The organism is Ruminococcus bovis (genome assembly GCF_005601135.1).
GTDB classification, from domain to species: Bacteria; Bacillota; Clostridia; order Oscillospirales; family Acutalibacteraceae; genus Ruminococcoides; species Ruminococcoides bovis.
This window is the reverse complement of sequence record NZ_CP039381.1, coordinates 2,237,636-2,253,379: the sequence shown is the minus strand read 5'-3', so window position 1 is coordinate 2,253,379 and position 15,744 is coordinate 2,237,636. Positions and strand designations below refer to the sequence as shown.

The 15,744-nt window shown below is 28.4% G+C and carries 23 protein-coding genes; 15 read left to right on the top strand and 8 right to left on the bottom strand.

Going from position 1 to position 15,744, the window contains the following annotated elements; genetic code table 11:
- Window positions 1-66: 66 nt before the first annotated feature.
- From E5Z56_RS10620 to E5Z56_RS11960, 6 genes are all read left to right on the top strand, one after another.
- Window positions 67-483, top strand: a complete 417-nt coding sequence (locus E5Z56_RS10620; protein ID WP_138157768.1) for a glycosyltransferase family 2 protein — start codon at window positions 67-69, stop codon at window positions 481-483.
- The gene (locus tag E5Z56_RS10615) at window positions 444-926 is read left to right on the top strand and encodes a glycosyltransferase family 2 protein (protein ID WP_138157767.1); all 483 of its coding nucleotides are present in this window, start codon (window positions 444-446) and stop codon (window positions 924-926) included. Before E5Z56_RS10620 ends, E5Z56_RS10615 begins: the two co-directional genes overlap by 40 nt.
- 155 nt (window positions 927-1,081) lie before the next feature.
- The gene (locus E5Z56_RS10610) at window positions 1,082-1,327 is read left to right on the top strand and encodes a hypothetical protein (RefSeq protein WP_138157766.1); all 246 of its coding nucleotides are present in this window, start codon (window positions 1,082-1,084) and stop codon (window positions 1,325-1,327) included.
- Entirely contained in the window at window positions 1,324-1,908 is a 585-nt protein-coding gene (locus E5Z56_RS10605) for a zinc dependent phospholipase C family protein (protein WP_138157765.1), read from the top strand. The genes E5Z56_RS10610 and E5Z56_RS10605 overlap by 4 nt, the downstream gene beginning before the upstream one ends.
- A gap of 21 nt (window positions 1,909-1,929) precedes the next feature.
- Window positions 1,930-2,217 carry a phosphatase PAP2 family protein gene (locus E5Z56_RS11965; RefSeq protein ID WP_232842443.1) on the top strand — a complete coding sequence of 96 codons (288 nt, stop codon included), beginning with the start codon at window positions 1,930-1,932 and terminating at the stop codon, window positions 2,215-2,217.
- A gap of 65 nt (window positions 2,218-2,282) precedes the next feature.
- Window positions 2,283-2,483 (top strand): phosphatase PAP2 family protein, encoded by a 201-nt coding sequence (locus E5Z56_RS11960; protein ID WP_332870340.1) that lies wholly within the window; start codon window positions 2,283-2,285, stop codon window positions 2,481-2,483.
- Between the two features lie 571 nt (window positions 2,484-3,054).
- Here the strand turns inward: E5Z56_RS11960 and E5Z56_RS10595 are convergent.
- Window positions 3,055-4,374 (bottom strand): dockerin type I repeat-containing protein, encoded by a 1,320-nt coding sequence (locus tag E5Z56_RS10595; RefSeq protein ID WP_138157764.1) that lies wholly within the window; start codon window positions 4,372-4,374, stop codon window positions 3,055-3,057.
- 198 nt (window positions 4,375-4,572) lie between these two features.
- On the opposite strand from E5Z56_RS10595, the gene E5Z56_RS10590 reads away from it, so the two are divergent.
- Together E5Z56_RS10590 and E5Z56_RS10585 are read left to right on the top strand one after the other, a co-directional pair.
- The gene (locus E5Z56_RS10590; RefSeq protein ID WP_175405473.1) at window positions 4,573-5,235 is read left to right on the top strand and encodes a radical SAM protein; all 663 of its coding nucleotides are present in this window, start codon (window positions 4,573-4,575) and stop codon (window positions 5,233-5,235) included.
- Window positions 5,236-5,247: 12 nt separating this feature from the next.
- Window positions 5,248-5,676, top strand: a complete 429-nt coding sequence (locus E5Z56_RS10585) for an SPASM domain-containing protein (RefSeq protein ID WP_138157762.1) — start codon at window positions 5,248-5,250, stop codon at window positions 5,674-5,676.
- Window positions 5,677-5,878: 202 nt separating this feature from the next.
- Here E5Z56_RS10585 and E5Z56_RS10580 read toward each other — a convergent pair whose 3' ends face one another.
- Entirely contained in the window at window positions 5,879-6,205 is a 327-nt protein-coding gene (locus E5Z56_RS10580; RefSeq protein ID WP_138157761.1) for a hypothetical protein, read from the bottom strand.
- Window positions 6,206-6,377: 172 nt separating this feature from the next.
- Window positions 6,378-6,524 carry a hypothetical protein gene (locus E5Z56_RS11750; protein WP_175405472.1) on the bottom strand — a complete coding sequence of 49 codons (147 nt, stop codon included), beginning with the start codon at window positions 6,522-6,524 and terminating at the stop codon, window positions 6,378-6,380.
- A gap of 355 nt (window positions 6,525-6,879) precedes the next feature.
- On the opposite strand from E5Z56_RS11750, the gene E5Z56_RS10575 reads away from it, so the two are divergent.
- Both E5Z56_RS10575 and E5Z56_RS10570 read left to right on the top strand, forming a co-directional pair.
- Window positions 6,880-7,341 (top strand): ATP-binding cassette domain-containing protein, encoded by a 462-nt coding sequence (locus tag E5Z56_RS10575; RefSeq protein ID WP_138157760.1) that lies wholly within the window; start codon window positions 6,880-6,882, stop codon window positions 7,339-7,341.
- Between the two features lie 160 nt (window positions 7,342-7,501).
- Complete coding sequence (locus E5Z56_RS10570) at window positions 7,502-8,218, top strand: LytR/AlgR family response regulator transcription factor (RefSeq protein ID WP_138157759.1); 717 nt, start codon at window positions 7,502-7,504, stop codon at window positions 8,216-8,218.
- Window positions 8,219-8,527: 309 nt separating this feature from the next.
- Here E5Z56_RS10570 and E5Z56_RS11745 read toward each other — a convergent pair whose 3' ends face one another.
- Window positions 8,528-8,785, bottom strand: coding sequence for a hypothetical protein (locus E5Z56_RS11745; RefSeq protein ID WP_175405471.1), 258 nt, complete (start codon window positions 8,783-8,785; stop codon window positions 8,528-8,530).
- Between the two features lie 31 nt (window positions 8,786-8,816).
- Between E5Z56_RS11745 and E5Z56_RS11740 the strand changes: the two genes are divergently transcribed.
- The 5 genes from E5Z56_RS11740 to E5Z56_RS10545 all read left to right on the top strand — a co-directional run bounded on the left by E5Z56_RS11740 (window position 8,817) and on the right by E5Z56_RS10545 (window position 11,784).
- The gene (locus E5Z56_RS11740) at window positions 8,817-9,545 is read left to right on the top strand and encodes a sensor histidine kinase (RefSeq protein WP_175405470.1); all 729 of its coding nucleotides are present in this window, start codon (window positions 8,817-8,819) and stop codon (window positions 9,543-9,545) included.
- Window positions 9,546-9,607: 62 nt separating this feature from the next.
- Entirely contained in the window at window positions 9,608-10,201 is a 594-nt protein-coding gene (locus E5Z56_RS10560) for an accessory gene regulator B family protein (RefSeq protein ID WP_138157757.1), read from the top strand.
- Window positions 10,185-10,328: a cyclic lactone autoinducer peptide gene (locus E5Z56_RS10555; protein ID WP_175405469.1), complete on the top strand. Its 144-nt coding sequence runs from the start codon at window positions 10,185-10,187 to the stop codon at window positions 10,326-10,328. The genes E5Z56_RS10560 and E5Z56_RS10555 overlap by 17 nt, the downstream gene beginning before the upstream one ends.
- A 297-nt stretch (window positions 10,329-10,625) precedes the next feature.
- Window positions 10,626-11,621 carry a hypothetical protein gene (locus E5Z56_RS10550; protein ID WP_138157755.1) on the top strand — a complete coding sequence of 332 codons (996 nt, stop codon included), beginning with the start codon at window positions 10,626-10,628 and terminating at the stop codon, window positions 11,619-11,621.
- Window positions 11,596-11,784 carry a hypothetical protein gene (locus E5Z56_RS10545; RefSeq protein WP_175405468.1) on the top strand — a complete coding sequence of 63 codons (189 nt, stop codon included), beginning with the start codon at window positions 11,596-11,598 and terminating at the stop codon, window positions 11,782-11,784. The genes E5Z56_RS10550 and E5Z56_RS10545 overlap by 26 nt, the downstream gene beginning before the upstream one ends.
- A 194-nt stretch (window positions 11,785-11,978) precedes the next feature.
- Here E5Z56_RS10545 and E5Z56_RS10540 read toward each other — a convergent pair whose 3' ends face one another.
- The 4 genes from E5Z56_RS10540 to radA all read right to left on the bottom strand — a co-directional run bounded on the left by E5Z56_RS10540 (window position 11,979) and on the right by radA (window position 15,740).
- Window positions 11,979-12,401: a nucleoside 2-deoxyribosyltransferase gene (locus E5Z56_RS10540; protein ID WP_138157753.1), complete on the bottom strand. Its 423-nt coding sequence runs from the start codon at window positions 12,399-12,401 to the stop codon at window positions 11,979-11,981.
- Between the two features lies 1 nt (window position 12,402).
- Window positions 12,403-13,386 (bottom strand): tyrosine recombinase XerC, encoded by a 984-nt coding sequence (locus tag E5Z56_RS10535; RefSeq protein ID WP_138157752.1) that lies wholly within the window; start codon window positions 13,384-13,386, stop codon window positions 12,403-12,405.
- Window positions 13,387-13,648: 262 nt separating this feature from the next.
- Window positions 13,649-14,383 carry a DUF6873 family GME fold protein gene (locus E5Z56_RS10530; RefSeq protein ID WP_138157751.1) on the bottom strand — a complete coding sequence of 245 codons (735 nt, stop codon included), beginning with the start codon at window positions 14,381-14,383 and terminating at the stop codon, window positions 13,649-13,651.
- The gene (gene radA, locus E5Z56_RS10525) at window positions 14,376-15,740 is read right to left on the bottom strand and encodes a DNA repair protein RadA (protein WP_138157750.1); all 1,365 of its coding nucleotides are present in this window, start codon (window positions 15,738-15,740) and stop codon (window positions 14,376-14,378) included. The genes E5Z56_RS10530 and radA overlap by 8 nt, the downstream gene beginning before the upstream one ends.
- Window positions 15,741-15,744 lie beyond the last annotated feature (4 nt).

Sequence of the window (15,744 nt, the reverse complement as noted above, 5' to 3'; positions counted from 1 at the left end):
AACTTACAAAAACTACTAGTAGAATTTTTGTACAGTATATATTAATTTATTAAGGTAGGTGGTATTATGGATACAATCAATATGATTAACTATTCCATTATGCTTTTATTATTTATTTGTTATGCTTATCAATTCTTGTATATTCCTATTTCTTTATTTGTACATAAGAAAAGCAGAAGAATCAAGGAAAATAATTCCTATGGAATATTAATTGCTACCAGAAATGAAGAAAATGTTATTGGCAATTTAATAGATAGTCTGAAAAATCAGAACTATCCAAGTGAATTAATCAGTATATATGTAGTAGCTGATAATTGTACTGACAATACTTCATCAGTAGCTAAAGAGCATGGTGCTATTGTTTATGAAAGAGACAACACATCAAAAATAGGAAAAGGATATGCTCTAAACTTTTTGCTTAATAAATCAAAGAAGAAAGTACAATGCCGGATGCCTTTATTATTTTTGATTACGATAATATAGTTGATAGTAATTATGTTAGTGAAATCAATAAAACCTTTAACAATGGCTATCAAGTAATTACCAGCTACAGAAACACTAAAAACTATGGTGATAACTGGATTTCCTCTGGATATAGTTTGTGGTTATTGATAGAAGCCATGTATCTAAATCAGCCTAGATGGAAAATTGGCAGTAGTTGTGGTGTATCAGGTACAGGATTTTTATTTTCAAGCAAAGTTCTTGAAGAATGTGGTGGTTGGAATTTCCATCTACTTACTGAAGATATTGAGTTTACTGCTGATTGTATTGTAAATAACCGAAAGATTGGTTATTGCCCTAAGGCTATATTTTATGATGAACAACCTACTAGTTTTAAACAGTCAGTATCACAAAGATTAAGATGGTCTAAAGGCTATTTACAAGTCCTAGGTAAGTATGGAAAAAGACTTTTTAATGTACTTTAAAAGGTAAATTCTCAGCCTTTGATATGTTGATGAATATTACACCGGCTACTGTACTTTCATGGGTTAGCATAATAGTTAATATATTAGCTATAGTAGTTAGTATAATTAGAAGTGATAGCGTATCAACAATCTTATAATCACTTGGACAAAGTGCAATGAATTTGTATTTAACAATGTTCTTTATTGGTACTATCACAACCATTACAGAGTGGAAAAAAATTTGTTGTAGTAACATAAAGAAAGTTCTGTATGCATTTACATTTCCGATATTTATGATTACATATATTCCGATTTCTGTAATTGCTCCATTTACTAAATCAGAATGGAAGCCTATTAATCATAATAAGTCATTAACACTTAATGACTTAAAGAGTTATAGAAAGGATGTTGAGTTAAATTGAAAACTGACGATCATCTATTATTGGGTAAATACCTACTTAATATGAAGAAGATTAAGTTATCACCTTTAAAAGAAAAGTGGTTTCTTATTGGATGTGTTGAACCTGACTATAATCCATTTACATATATCAGAGGTTCAATAAAGCACAAATTACTTCATGGTCACAATGCTCCAAATTGCAAGAAACACATTGACAGAATCGTAGAAAAACTTTCTTCCACTACAATATCAACACCATATCAATGGTTCTTATTAGGTACAGCAGTACATTATATTGCAGATTGCTTTACATTTGCACATAATGAATTCTTCACCGGTGGTATGGCACAACATATGAAATATGAAATGCTTTTGCAACCTATATTTCATAACTTTGTTAATGGATTAAAAGAACCACAAAATAAATACAAAACTTATTGTTTTAATCTATCTTTCTATCACAAAATGTATCAGAATGAAAATCGTTCATTCTTAATAGACTGTAAGTATATTGTTTCTTCAACAGAAAAGTTACTAGACAGTTTAGAGCTTGTAAAAGATGAAGTACCACTTCTTTCAACACAAATTAACTTAGTGAAATAACAACTGAAATCAGGTGAAATAATGTTAGATACAATACAAAATATAGACTTTGCTATACTACATTGGATACATAACAATTTACAATGTAACTTCTTAGATTTTATTATGCCTAAGATTACCGTACTGGGTAGTAGTGGTGCTATCTGGATAGTAGTTGCAATTGCATTTTTAATATCTAAGAAATATCGCAAATACGGAATTATACTTTCAATAGGACTGATAATGAGTTTATTGATCGGTAATTTACTGTTAAAGCCACTAATAGCTAGACCAAGACCTTGTTGGATTGAAGCAATTTTCCTTTATTAGTCAGCAATCCTACAGATTATTCTTTTCTGTCAGGACACACTTTAGCATCAACTATAAGTGCTGTAATAATCACATATGCTGATAAGAAATTTGGAATAATAGCAATCATTCTTGCCATTTTAATTGCTTTTTCAAGATTATACTTATTTGTTCATTTTCCAAGTGATGTATTAGCTGCAATAATTTTAGGTGTTATCATAGGTTTATTCGCTATATTTGCATTTAACTTTGTAACACATATTATAAAAAGAAAACTAAATAAATAAAACTAAGGTCATAGTTTTCTATGACCTTTTTGTTTAATATGTAACAATAGCTTGGTATATTGTTATATATAATGCTAATATTTTTTCTATTTTCAGTTTAGTATAATATACTTGTACTATTATAAAACAAGGATATGAATATATATAATAGATTAAAAATTTTAATTAAATGGAGTAAATAATCAAAAAATGAAATTAAATATTACTTGCAAAGTTGGAGTATATTCAAACCCAATAAAGATAACATTTAACAACCAATCAAAAATATTGACTGATAATAATTCAGGTTTATCTTTTGATTTTGATGCCGATACAGAATATGAACTAACAATAGAACAAATACATAAAGATAAAGAAAGTGTTCCAGCAAGGGTAACGAAAATTGTTTTAAATGTTATTTCACATTATATTTCTGCCTCAGCTAAGATGGAAAAGTCATTTGATTATGTAAATTACGGTGGTGTTAGGCCATACTTATTATGTCTCATGCAAGATAATATTTCCTTTTCTAAAAAAGAGTTCGGCATAATTGTCGAACTCTTTTTTCTAACGCAATTTGAATTATTTATTCTTATTCTCTTAATTTTGCCATTAGTACTAGGTCACTGTTATCCAGTACGCCATCATTATTTATATCACATGCTATCATGGCTTCATCAGTTAAACCTTCTAATCCCAGTAAAAAATTCATATATGAGTTAGTATCCTTACTATTTACTGTACCTGTACAATTAACATCACCTTTAATTATGAAAGTTCTCTCAATCAATTCATTATTTCTTGTGAACCTTACAATCATTCCCGTACCGATTTTACCACTTGAAACTACACTGCCATTTTTAATAAAAACAACATCATATCCATCATAACTAACATTTTTCTTAAAAGTTGCAATAGTTGTGTTGGGACTTACACCGGTAATGTATTTATCACCTATAGTATATGCATTAGTATAAATACCATATGTTTTAGTATCGTTATTTTCAATTGTCCTAGGTGTATTTGTCTTTTTACTTTTTAATTCACCGGTTTTTACAATATAAATATTGCTTCCTTTGGTTACTATAATTCTATCCTTATAACCAAACAAATTATCAATATTAAAATTAAAAGAATATTCTTTATTTGTTGAACTATTAAAATCTGAATATACAATTTTATTTCCACTTGCTTTTGCAATTCCTTGTGACAATAAAGCAGTCTTGTTATCTTTGTAACTACCATATTCATTGGTATTAAATAATGAATACACTTTTCCGTTACCACAATAATATTCATCATTAACCATTGACATAGGGAATATGTTGTAATCATTTGATGTTGAATAAATAGTATTACCTTTAATATAACACAGTCCATAAGAGGTTAATACAAATTGATAAGTGCCGTTTGTCGTATCAATTTGATTAATATTACTATCAAATTGATATGTATTCACTAAATTTCCTTTTGAACTGTATTTATGTAGCAAAGTTCTATCGTAATAATCTACAAAATAATAGTTATTACCTTTATCTACAGAACAAAGAGACCACCTTGTTTTTGTCCCGTCATTCATAGTTATAGTTTCATACTTACCACTATTATAATTAAACCTTACAACACCTATTTTACCCTTTATATTATCAGAAAAGAAATGAAAATAACTACCGGTAAAATTACACTTTGTAATTTCAGCCTCTGTTTTAATTGTGCTGTAACCATAACCGACTTTATTAACAATAGCAGTTTTACCTTTTACACTAACAATATAATTATTCTTACTGTCAGCAAAGTAATATAACTTACTGTTATTTAGAAATTTATAAGTTGTCCTTGTAACACAATTAGCACTAAAGCAACTTGATAGTATCAATAATATAGAAATCAAAATTATTAATATGCGTTTCATACAAAACACCAACATATCTACAAAATATTATATTTAGATTATACAATAATATTTTGCCATATTGTTGTTTTAGTAATTAACTTTCACATATTTTTTATTTGAGCGAAATAACTATGAAAAATTTATAAAAAATTTCTAATTGTATATGCATTTACAATAACTTATAATTGCAATAATAAGTAGAAAAGAGGAATGGTTATGCCCGAAACAAGTATTTTAATTAAATCTGCATCATCAGCTTGTAATATCAATTGTAGTTATTGCTTTTACAAAAAGTTATCTGCTAAAAGAGATGAAGAATTTTTAGGTATGATGACTTATGAAACATTAAAGAAACTTGTAATTAATGCTCTAAATTATGCTGATGATTACTGTAGTTTCGTTTTTCAAGGTAGAGAACCTACTTTAGCAGGTCTTGACTTTTACCGGGAATTAATAAAACTTCAAAAAGAATATAACAAAAAACAAGTAGTTATTGAAAATACAATTCAAACTAACGGTACTTTGGTTGATGATGAATGGGCAAAATTCTTTGCTGAGAATAAGTTTTTAGTTGGATTATCCCTTGATGGTACAAGAAATGTAAATAAATATAGAGTAGATAGTAATGGTAAAGAAACTTTCAATACACTTATGAATACTGTTAGCCTTTTTAATAAATATAAGGTACAGTATAATATTGTTAGTGTTGTTACATCCTATTCTGTAAAGAAAACTAAATATATTTATAACTTCTTTAAAGAAAAAGGCTTTCAGTTTCAACAATACATACCTTGTCTTGATGATAGTGATACAAAGTCAGAATGGTCTTTAGATGCTGATACATATGGAAGCTTTCTCTGTGAACTGTTTGATATTTGATATGATGATTATGTGCATGGTGGTAATATTGATATAAGAATGTTCTCTAATTGGGTACAAATGGCTGCCGGATATATGCCTGAATCTTGTGGTATGTCAGGTAAATGTAATTGTTATTTTGTAGTTGAAGGGAATGGTAATATTTATCCTTGTGATTTTTACTGTACAGATGAATGGAAACTTGGAACAATTGATGATGATTTCAATAATTTAATTAAGTCAGATAAGGCAAAGAGCTTTGTAAGTTGTTCTTTACCTGTAAATGATAAATGTAAGAAATGCAAATATTTGTATTTATGTCGTGGTGGTTGCAGAAGATGGAGAGAGCCATTTATAAATGGTGAACCATCCTTAAACTGTTTATGTGGTGCATATGAAAAGTTCTTTGAACACTGCATTGATAGAATATATTTGTTAGCTAATATCATAAAAAATAAATAAATCTATATTAAGTTGGTTCATAATGAACTGCCCCAGTTTATGCGGACAGTACAAAAAGAGCCTACTTGATGTATCACTTGTCTATCTAATCTATTTCATTTTAGTGGATTTACCCCAACTATTGACACAGAGCCGGTATTAAAAAAAGCACTAACAAAAAGTTAGTGTCTAAATATTACAATTATTTCTTTGTAAAGGTAGTTCAAATAAATGGCTCATTGCTAATACATCCATTATCTATAAGTTTTTTCATAATATCAGCTTGTTCTTTTTCAAAATCGTTAAGATTATCATTAAAGCCTATAAGTTTATATCCTACTAAACCATTACAATTATACGGCTTGAATACACCTATTCCCGATGAAAAAAAAGACTTTTTTATAAGTTTAATATACTTTTTATAATCTTCTTGTACTTTGTCAGGTGCATCTTTTCTAAGTAAAAAAACACAACCGTATTGAATTTGATTTTTATTATCAATAGCGTATTTAGCACTATTATAAAACCACTCATTGGGATTTTCAATCATTGTTTAATCACCTTTAATAACATATATCGTTCTATTTGATTACTTATATTGCCTTTGTAATCTTTGACCGATATTTCTCTTTCACCAACCAATTTGATTAAATCTTTTGCATATTCATTCTCAGGAATAGAAAAAACTTCAGCTATTATCTCTGTTAGTGCTAATATGTTAGTTAACAATCTACTTCTGACCAACTTTTCAATTTTTTATCTTCTTCAAGCGATAGCTTTAAATCTTCTTCTCTTTGCTCTCGAGATTTGCCAGAATCAATATAATGACCATCATAATAATGTTCAAAATTCACCTTTTCATGAATCATAAACGCTCACTCCAATAAATTCCAAATAACTTCTCAAAATCTTTCAATGTTTGTATAATTGCGCTATACTCGTTTAAATTATAAGGCGCACCTCTAAATTTGTCAACACTTTTGCTAAATGTTAAAGAACTAAATGGTGTATTTCCTGCCTTATAAGTAAATACTTTTCCGTCATGCGTAACAACAATACCTAATCTATACCCTCTAATTCCATTAGAAGCAATGTATATTTTACATCAAGAGGGTGCTTTTTCTATTGTCCATTTTTTACGGACTTGTTCAAAATCGCTTCACTTCTTGATACTGTTAATTTGACCGATTCAGCACACAAAACCTAGGTGGCTTTTCCGGTGGTATGAAACAAAGAGCATTAATTGCTCAAGCGTTACTTAATGACCCTAAAATTCTTATTCTTGATGAACCTACTGCCGGTCTTGACCCTAAGGAAAGAATTAGAATTCGTAACTTTATCAGTGAAATAGCTGAAGATAAAATTGTTTTGATTTCAACTCATGTTGTATCTGACATTGAATTTATTGCCAAGGAAATTATCCTACTAAAGCAAGGCAAACTTGTGTCACATGATACTTGTCCAAACCTTGTAAGTGAAATTGAAAACAAGGTAGTTGAAGTTGAAATTGATAGGGAAGAACTAAAGTATTATCAAGATAATTACAGAGTTTCTAACCTATATCATAATGGTGAAAAGATTGTTGTTAGATTAGTGACAGATAACCCTCCTGAAAATCACTATTCTAAAATTGTAAAACCAACCCTTGAAGACCTTTACCTTTATGTCTTTGAACAGGGATTGTAATAAAATTACTTATAACTAGATTTTTATAATAAACACCTTCCTAAAAACCACAAATATAGTGTTGTGGTTTTTTACTAATTAATAACTTCTTAAAAGTATAATTTCTCAACATTCTTGAAATAAATCGTATAATCTGTTATATTAAAGTAGGGGTGGATTAATGCTAAAAATTGCAGTTGTGGATGACGATATGGTATTTGTAAATAAGTTATCCAATATTATAGCTAAGACTTGTAATCAGTCAAAAATAGAATATTCATTACAGAAATATTCAAACGGTATGGATATTTTATCTAACTATTCACAGTTTCATCTAATTTTTCTTGATATTGAAATGCCTTTCTGTAACGGTATTGAAACTGCTGAAAAAATAAATAAATTAAAAGGTAATTCTCAAGTACCTTTATTTGTATTTGTTACAAGCCATGATGAACTTGTTTTTGAAGCACTGAAAAGTTATCCTTATACATTTATCAGAAAAAGCAGTATGGAAACTGATGTAGCTGAATGTATAAAGCATATTAATGATTCTTTAAGAATAGATGACAATACTATCTTTTTACATGCAGGTAGAAAAGATGTTGCTGTAAATGTTGATGATATTATTTTCCTGGATAAAATTAATAATTATGTGATTTTCCATACTGAAAATGGTGATTATAAAGTAAGAAGCAACATTAATAAAGAATTCAAAAAAATTTGTGACTATGGGTTTGTTAGGCCTCACATTGGTTATGTAGTTAATAATAATTATATTCAATACATAGCCAGTAACAGTATTTTATTAAAAAACAATATTAGTGTTCCTCTTAACAAGAAATACAAAGAAGCAGTGAAAACTGAATTCTTTAACTGGATAGGTGATAGGGATGTTTAATTATGTTTTTGAAATAACCGTCAATTTATTGCAGTCTATTTATTTTGTAGGATTCTTTCTCTTATTCTTAGGTGGTAAGTTTTCAACAAGAAAGAATATAATTCTTTTATCAATATTTATTGCACTTAATTTTGCAGTTCTAACATATTTTACATACAATCAACCCAACATTGTTATGCTTGATATGTTTATAGGAATTATATTATATGAAATATATTGTATTACTTGTCTTAAAGGTGAGTTGGCAATTAAGCTAATACTTCCATTTATAGTATCATTAATAAATACAATCATATCTTATGGTTTTGTTTATTCATCATCCATAATTTCCGGTGTAACTTTTGAAGAATTAATTACAAAGTCAAGCTTATTTAGATATTTATTTGTTTGTCTTGCAAATCTAGCTACAATGGTTGTTTTATTTATAATGTGGCGAACTAAAGCTAAAACATATAGCTTGAAGAAAGTTTCTAATGTTATTGCATTTGTAGTTATTCCACTATTAGCTATGATGATTTTATATATAACAATGTACATAATGATACTTACCAATTTCCAATCTAACATAATTATTTTCCTTTCAATAATTTGTATCAGTATGATTGTAATTGCAGGAATAGTGTGGTTTATGATAGCCAGAATAAATAAGGATAATGAAATTAAAACAAAACTATTATTATCAGAACAAAAAGCTAATTTATATAAACAAAATATAATCAGTTCTAATAGCCAAATTGAAACTATTAAATTGTTAAAACATGATATGAAGAATAATATATTATGTATTGATGCTTTAATTGAAGAAGAAAATTATGATGAAGCACATAATATCTGTCATAGCTTAACTAATAAGTACACATCTATAGGAACAATAGTAAATACTGAAAATTATTTATTAAATGCAGTATTAAATGTTGAAATTGAAAAAGCTAAAAGCTATGAAATACCCATTAAACTAAGCATTACTAATGACTTAAAAATGTTTAAAAACAGTTCTGATATTATTTCATTAATCGGTAATATTCTTGATAATGCAATTTCATATTTATCTAAAAACAAAGTAAAAAACAATGAAATTAATTTATCTACAGGGTATGAAGGTTCTTATTCCATTATAAAATGTAGAAACAATATACTCGATTCTGTATTATTTAATAATCCTTCACTAAAAACAGATAAGGAAGATAAAGATAATCATGGTAAAGGAATCACAATAATTAATAGCATTGCTCATAAATATAATGGAGATGTAATTATAAAAGAAAGAAATAAAGAATTTATAATTACTGTGATTTTAGACAATAGAAGTTTACCAGAAAACCTCTGATTTTTACCAAGTTAATACATAGTATGTGAAAATGTGCTACTCTTTTCGTAGGTGATGTGTATATGTTACATAGACTTTCCGAAAGAATAGCACTTTCTGTTTGCAATGATAGTGATAAAACTCCACTAGATATATATATTTATGGTTTTGAACTGTTAGTATCATCTGTAATTGAAACAATTAGTTTATTATTAATTGGACTTTTAACAGGGAAATTAATAGATACAATAATTTTTATTATTTCTTTTTCAAGTATCAGAGTATTTAGTGGAGGCTATCACGCAAACTCTTATTTAAAGTGTTTTATAGTAACAGTTGCATATTATTTATTAGTTCTATTTTCTGCTGATATTATGCTAGCTTTCCCTAATAGAACAATTATATTAATCGCTATTATAACTTTGTTTTTATCCCTTATATTATTCATCTTAATGAGTCCGGTAAAAAGCAAAGGCAAATCAATATTAAATTATAAAAAGCAAAAAATGCTTTCAATCATTTCTCTATGTATAAACGCTATATTGCCAATCATCTTGTTAACTATTTATCAAAACAACATATTAATCATAGTGTATCCCACAATAATATGTGTGGATGTATTGATTATTATAGAAAGTTTGAAAAAAGGAGATGAGAAAAATGAAAGAAAAGATTAGTGAAGTACTTAAGAAAATGTCTTTACATGCAGTAAAGGTTTCTTGCAATACTGCATCATTCAATTTCTCAGGTCAACCAAAAGAACCTGAATCACTAAAGAAATATATTTCAAATAGAAATAAGTAATAATAAGTACAATTAAAATACTTATAAAAATTACTAAATTTTTATTTGTTATAACTTACACACCTTTGAAAAGTCACAACAGAAATGTTGTGGCTTTTCTATTTTTTCAAAATAATTATAAAATTTTGCAACACTTTTACACTTTGAAAAGTATTACTAGTAGATAGAAAAATATCTATTTAAAGTTAAAGATTTTGTATGATTGGATAATTAATTTAACTAAAATTTATAAAAATGTTAATTGACTTTAATTTGTTGGTGTAATAATATCAAGTTAGGGATACAGGAGGTATCATTATGAAAAGAAATTTATTTTTTGTTAGTTTTATAATATTAGCAATTCTTTTTACCGGTTGTTCTTTTAAGGATTATAATTGTGATTATAAGAATGAAGAAGGTTATTCTAATTACATATGCAACAGTAAAACCGGTTGTAAAGATATGAATAGTTTTGGATTGGTTAGCAACCTGGAAGATAAAAAATCACAAGAATACTACAAGAAAAATTCTCGTGTATGTGGTGATTATTTAATTACCAACTATCTTGATGGTGTTTGTATCAATCGTTACTTAGGCCATAATAATACAATTAAAATACCTAAAACTTTAGACAATAAACCTGTTATTATGCTAGGAGACTTTATCAGTGATGAAAAGTATAATGGTAAAAATCAAATTTATGGAGCTTTTGCAGGTATTAAAGACTGTAAAATCACAATTCCATCAACAGTAAAATATGTTACTAGCGGTGCACTTTGGGTTTCTTACGATGCAGATACAACCGGATTTACCGACAAGTATGAAAATGACTTTGCATCAGTTAAAATTGATAAAAACAATCCATATTATACTTATATAGATAATATTATATATACTAAAGATATGAAAACTTTATTATACATAAATTTTTATGATTACTATAATAATGAAGATGGCGAAGATTTTTATATAGTTGTTGATAATATTGAAAATTTTGAACCTATAAATCAAATGTTATATGGTAATTATCCAATTTATTTTGGCAAAAATATCAAGAAAATTGATGCTGATTTCGGAACAGAAGATTCAGGAAATGTTCTTGTTTATTGTTATAAGGGTACTGTAACTGAAAAATGGGCAAAAAATAAAGGTATATACTATGCATTTAATGATAATGATACCACAACTTCTGATGTTGGTGCTGTTCCCGGTCCTTACGGTGCAGATGAATATGATAAAAAGTATAGTAAAGTATGGAAGAGTGATGATGGAAAGTTTTCCTTTACTTGTGACAATAAAAAGCGACTTAACTGATACTAATGATGGAGATAGCTTGTTTGGTGGAGAATATACATACAATGGTAATGATAAAAAATCTATTACTGTTGTGATTGATTATGTGTACAGCAAAAGAGTTGCAAAGGTTGGACTTGATAGTATAAAGAAAGGTGATAAGATTGTTTTTCACCAAGAATGAAATAAAAAAGTGTGGTTGTTATGAAAAAAGGTAGAATAATATTAGTGTTAGCTTTAACATTAATTTTGGTAACACTTAGTGGTTGCTTTTATAAAAACTACTGTAATGACAGTAAAAGATTTAGATTCCGTATTAGCGCTTAAATAAAATCATAGTATTAAAGCCTTGGATTATTTCCAAGGCTTTTTGTATAATTAAAACATTTTTCCTTTATAAGGCTTTGCAGGTAACATTTCAAAATCATACGTTTTCAGTTCTTCTAAAGTAATGTTACTATGGCAACCTTCATGCACCATAAGGTTGGAATCTTCACCAAGTTGCACAACAACTACCGGTGTATTAGTACCATAAGCATAACCACATTCCCATGCAGTTCCACTATCACTATAACCTCCATAATAAAGCATTACAACAACATCAGCCCAATCAATGAACTTCTTATCATTCATAAATGTTTCTTTTGACCACCAATACTGCTGAGTAATTTCGTCAGTTCTGACTTCATTAAGTCTAGGGGAGAAGAGAGAAAAACCTCTTTCTGTAAGTATCTTTTCTGCTATCTTAACATTCTCTAATTCTTTTTCATTAAAGAATGGACTTGCTAAATAAATTTTCATTTTACTTTTCCTTATCTTTCTTAGGTTTTACATTTGCTAGTGGATTACTTTTTGATGCATCTTCAAGTTGCTTATTAGATAGGTGAGTGTATATTTCGGTTGTACCTAAATTTTCATGACCTAAAATATCTTTCAGCACTCTAATATCCACATTACCATGCTGATACATAAGTGTTGCAGCAGTATGTCTTAACTTGTGACAACTGTATCCTTGACTATCTAATCCTATCTTTTCAAGATATTTATACACCATAGCTTGTACAGTTTTGGGACTCATTCTCTTTAATTGAGAGGATATAAACAATGCCTTTTTATCTTTTAAACCATCAGTAGGTCTAACCTTTAGATAATCATTAATCGCATTTATACAGGCATTATTAAGATAAACAATTCTTTCTTTGTTACCTTTACCAAGGACTCTAACAGTATTATCATTACGAATATCAGTAACATTAAGTCCTACAAGTTCAGACAATCGCAAACCACAATTTAAGAAGATTGTGATAATAGCATAATCTCTTTCTTTATGTTTACCCTCAACTGCATTAAGTAATTCAAGACTTTGTTCAAGAGTTAAATACTTTGGCAAAGCCTTTTTTTGTTTTGGCATTTCAAGTTCTTTTGTTGGGTCATAATCTAACAAGTGCTTTTTAACTGTTAAATAATTAAAGAAAGTTCGTAGGGTAGAGGCTTTTCGTGATCTACCTGCTGCTTTCATATTTCTATCACTTATCAGATAATTCATAAATTCATAAATATCTGTTAAGGTGATTTCTTTTAGAAAATTAATATCAACATCATCAATTTTAATCTTATCAAAATCACATTTAACATCACCACGAAGAACTTTAATAAACCTTAAGAACATTCTTAGATCTAAATAATATTCATTTATAGTCCTAGGTGATTTTTCTTTTATAGTTTGTAAATAGAACAAAAAATCTTTTACAATTTCCGGTGCTTCATCTCTGAAATTTACTGCCAAATTTTCACCTTCTTTTATTTTTAATAAAACTCATGATTAACAGTCATGCTGTATTTTTATAATTTATATATTAAACTTAGATATTTTTCTTAAAAATTAATTGAGAGGGATAGGTATCTATTTATATACAAAATTATACAAAATGAATATTTTGTATAATTTAGGGAAGTCCTAAATAAGAATAGAGGCAATTACTATATAATTAAGGACTAATCCCATAAATACTGCGATTTACGAAATACTGTATAAATTAAAGAACCTATCAACCGATTGGAATTATACTGCCAATATCAATCATAGTATTTTCAGTTAAACTGAGCAATTCCACATTGTGATTTTGTGCAAATGATTTTATGCTTTCATAATCAGGATGCAGTTTTATATTTCCTGTAAACACCAATGTGTTTCTATTGTATTTAAATGAACTGCCACCAATGAATCCATAGTCTGTTCCCGGTAATTCTATGTAACCTTGCCTTATTAGTAATACATCCATTTCATTTCTACAGAACTTGTAAATAGATTTATCAGAAGTGATTATAGCATTTTCATTTACAATACAAGTTGAACATTTCGTGTAACCTTGATTTACATTAATAATTTTTAGATTATCTTTAATAGCCATTTGTAGAACTTCATCTGCAATAGTTTTTGTGTTACAAATCAGCTTATCATTTAGTACAACACAATTAAGCATTACATTATTTGGATAATCTTTTTCAATAATTTTATTAATTTCAATTACATTAGGAAAATACTTTTTTAGATTTTCCTTAAGGCTTGTACATTCTTTAAGTACAAATACTGTATCTTTATTATAATATAAAAACTGTAAATCAGCATGATATTGTTCAAATATCAACAGTTTACTTAAATTCTCAGAAGATAGGACTTTTATCCCTAACTCCTCTACCCTCTTTACTAAATCCTTATTATTAGTTGACATAACAACTATTTTTGCATTATCTTGTGGTAAATTTGGTTTAATATTACTCATCAAGCATTGCCTCATAGGCTTCTCTAATATTTTTTACTCCATAGATTGTTGCAGTATCAGAGCTTACATTCTTTAAATTGTGATATGGAATAATGATTTTTGTAAAGCCTAATCTTGATGCCTCATTAATTCTGGCTTGAGCATTTGCTACTGAACGAATTTCACCACCAAGACCAATTTCACCAAATGCAAGAGCATTTTCCGGGATTGGTACATCCTTTAAACTGCTGATTAATGCCATAGCAACTGACAAGTCAACAGCCGGTTCATCAAGTCGCAAACCACCAACAACATTAATATATGTATCACTATTAGAAAAATAGAAACCGGCTCTCTTTTCAAGAACTGCAATAATAAGTGCAAGTCTGTTATAATCATAGCCTGTTGACATTCTTCTAGGTGTACCATAACCGGAAGTTGTAACAAGTGCTTGGATTTCTGCTAAAATTGGTCTTGTACCTTCCATTGTACACGCAACACAAGTACCTGAAACATTGTGAGGTCTGCCTGAAAGTAACATCATTGATGGATTTTCAACTTCTGAAAGACCTTTATCTGTCATTTGGAATACACCGATTTCATTAGTAGAACCGTATCTGTTTTTAACTGCTCTTAAAATTCTGTATGACATTTGTTTGTCACCCTCAAAATAAAGAACTGCATCAACAATATGTTCCAAGACTTTAGGACCTGCAATTGACCCTTCTTTGTTGACATGGCCAACTACAATAGTAGGAATATCAAGGTCCTTAGCAGTGTGCATAAGTAGATTTGTACATTCTCTAACCTGTGTTACAGAACCCGGAGATGAATTTAGTGTAGTTAAATTCATAGTTTGGATTGAGTCAATCATAACTAGATCAGGTTTTTCAATCTTGATTTGTTCAGCAACAATCTCAACATCAGTTTCTGTCATAATGTAAATATTCTCATTATTTACACCTAGTCGTTGAGCTCTAAGTTTAAGTTGTCTTTTTGACTCTTCACCTGATACATAAAGTATCTTTAATGATTGACCTAGCTTTTCACAAATTTGAAGTAGAATTGTTGACTTACCAATACCGGGATCACCACCAAGCAATACAAGACTACCTTTAACAATACCTCCACCAAGAACTCTATCTAGTTCTTTAGAACCTGTATTATATCTTTCTTCATCATTAGTATCAATAGTATTGATAGTTACAGGCTTTGAATATGATGACTTAGTAATACTTTTCTGAACTGTCGAGGCTTTTTTGTCAACTAGTTCTTCATTCATAGTGTTCCATTCACCACATGATGGACATTTGCCATACCATTTTGGTGATTCATAACCACACTCTGAACATATATAAACACTTTTAATTTTTGCCATAGTT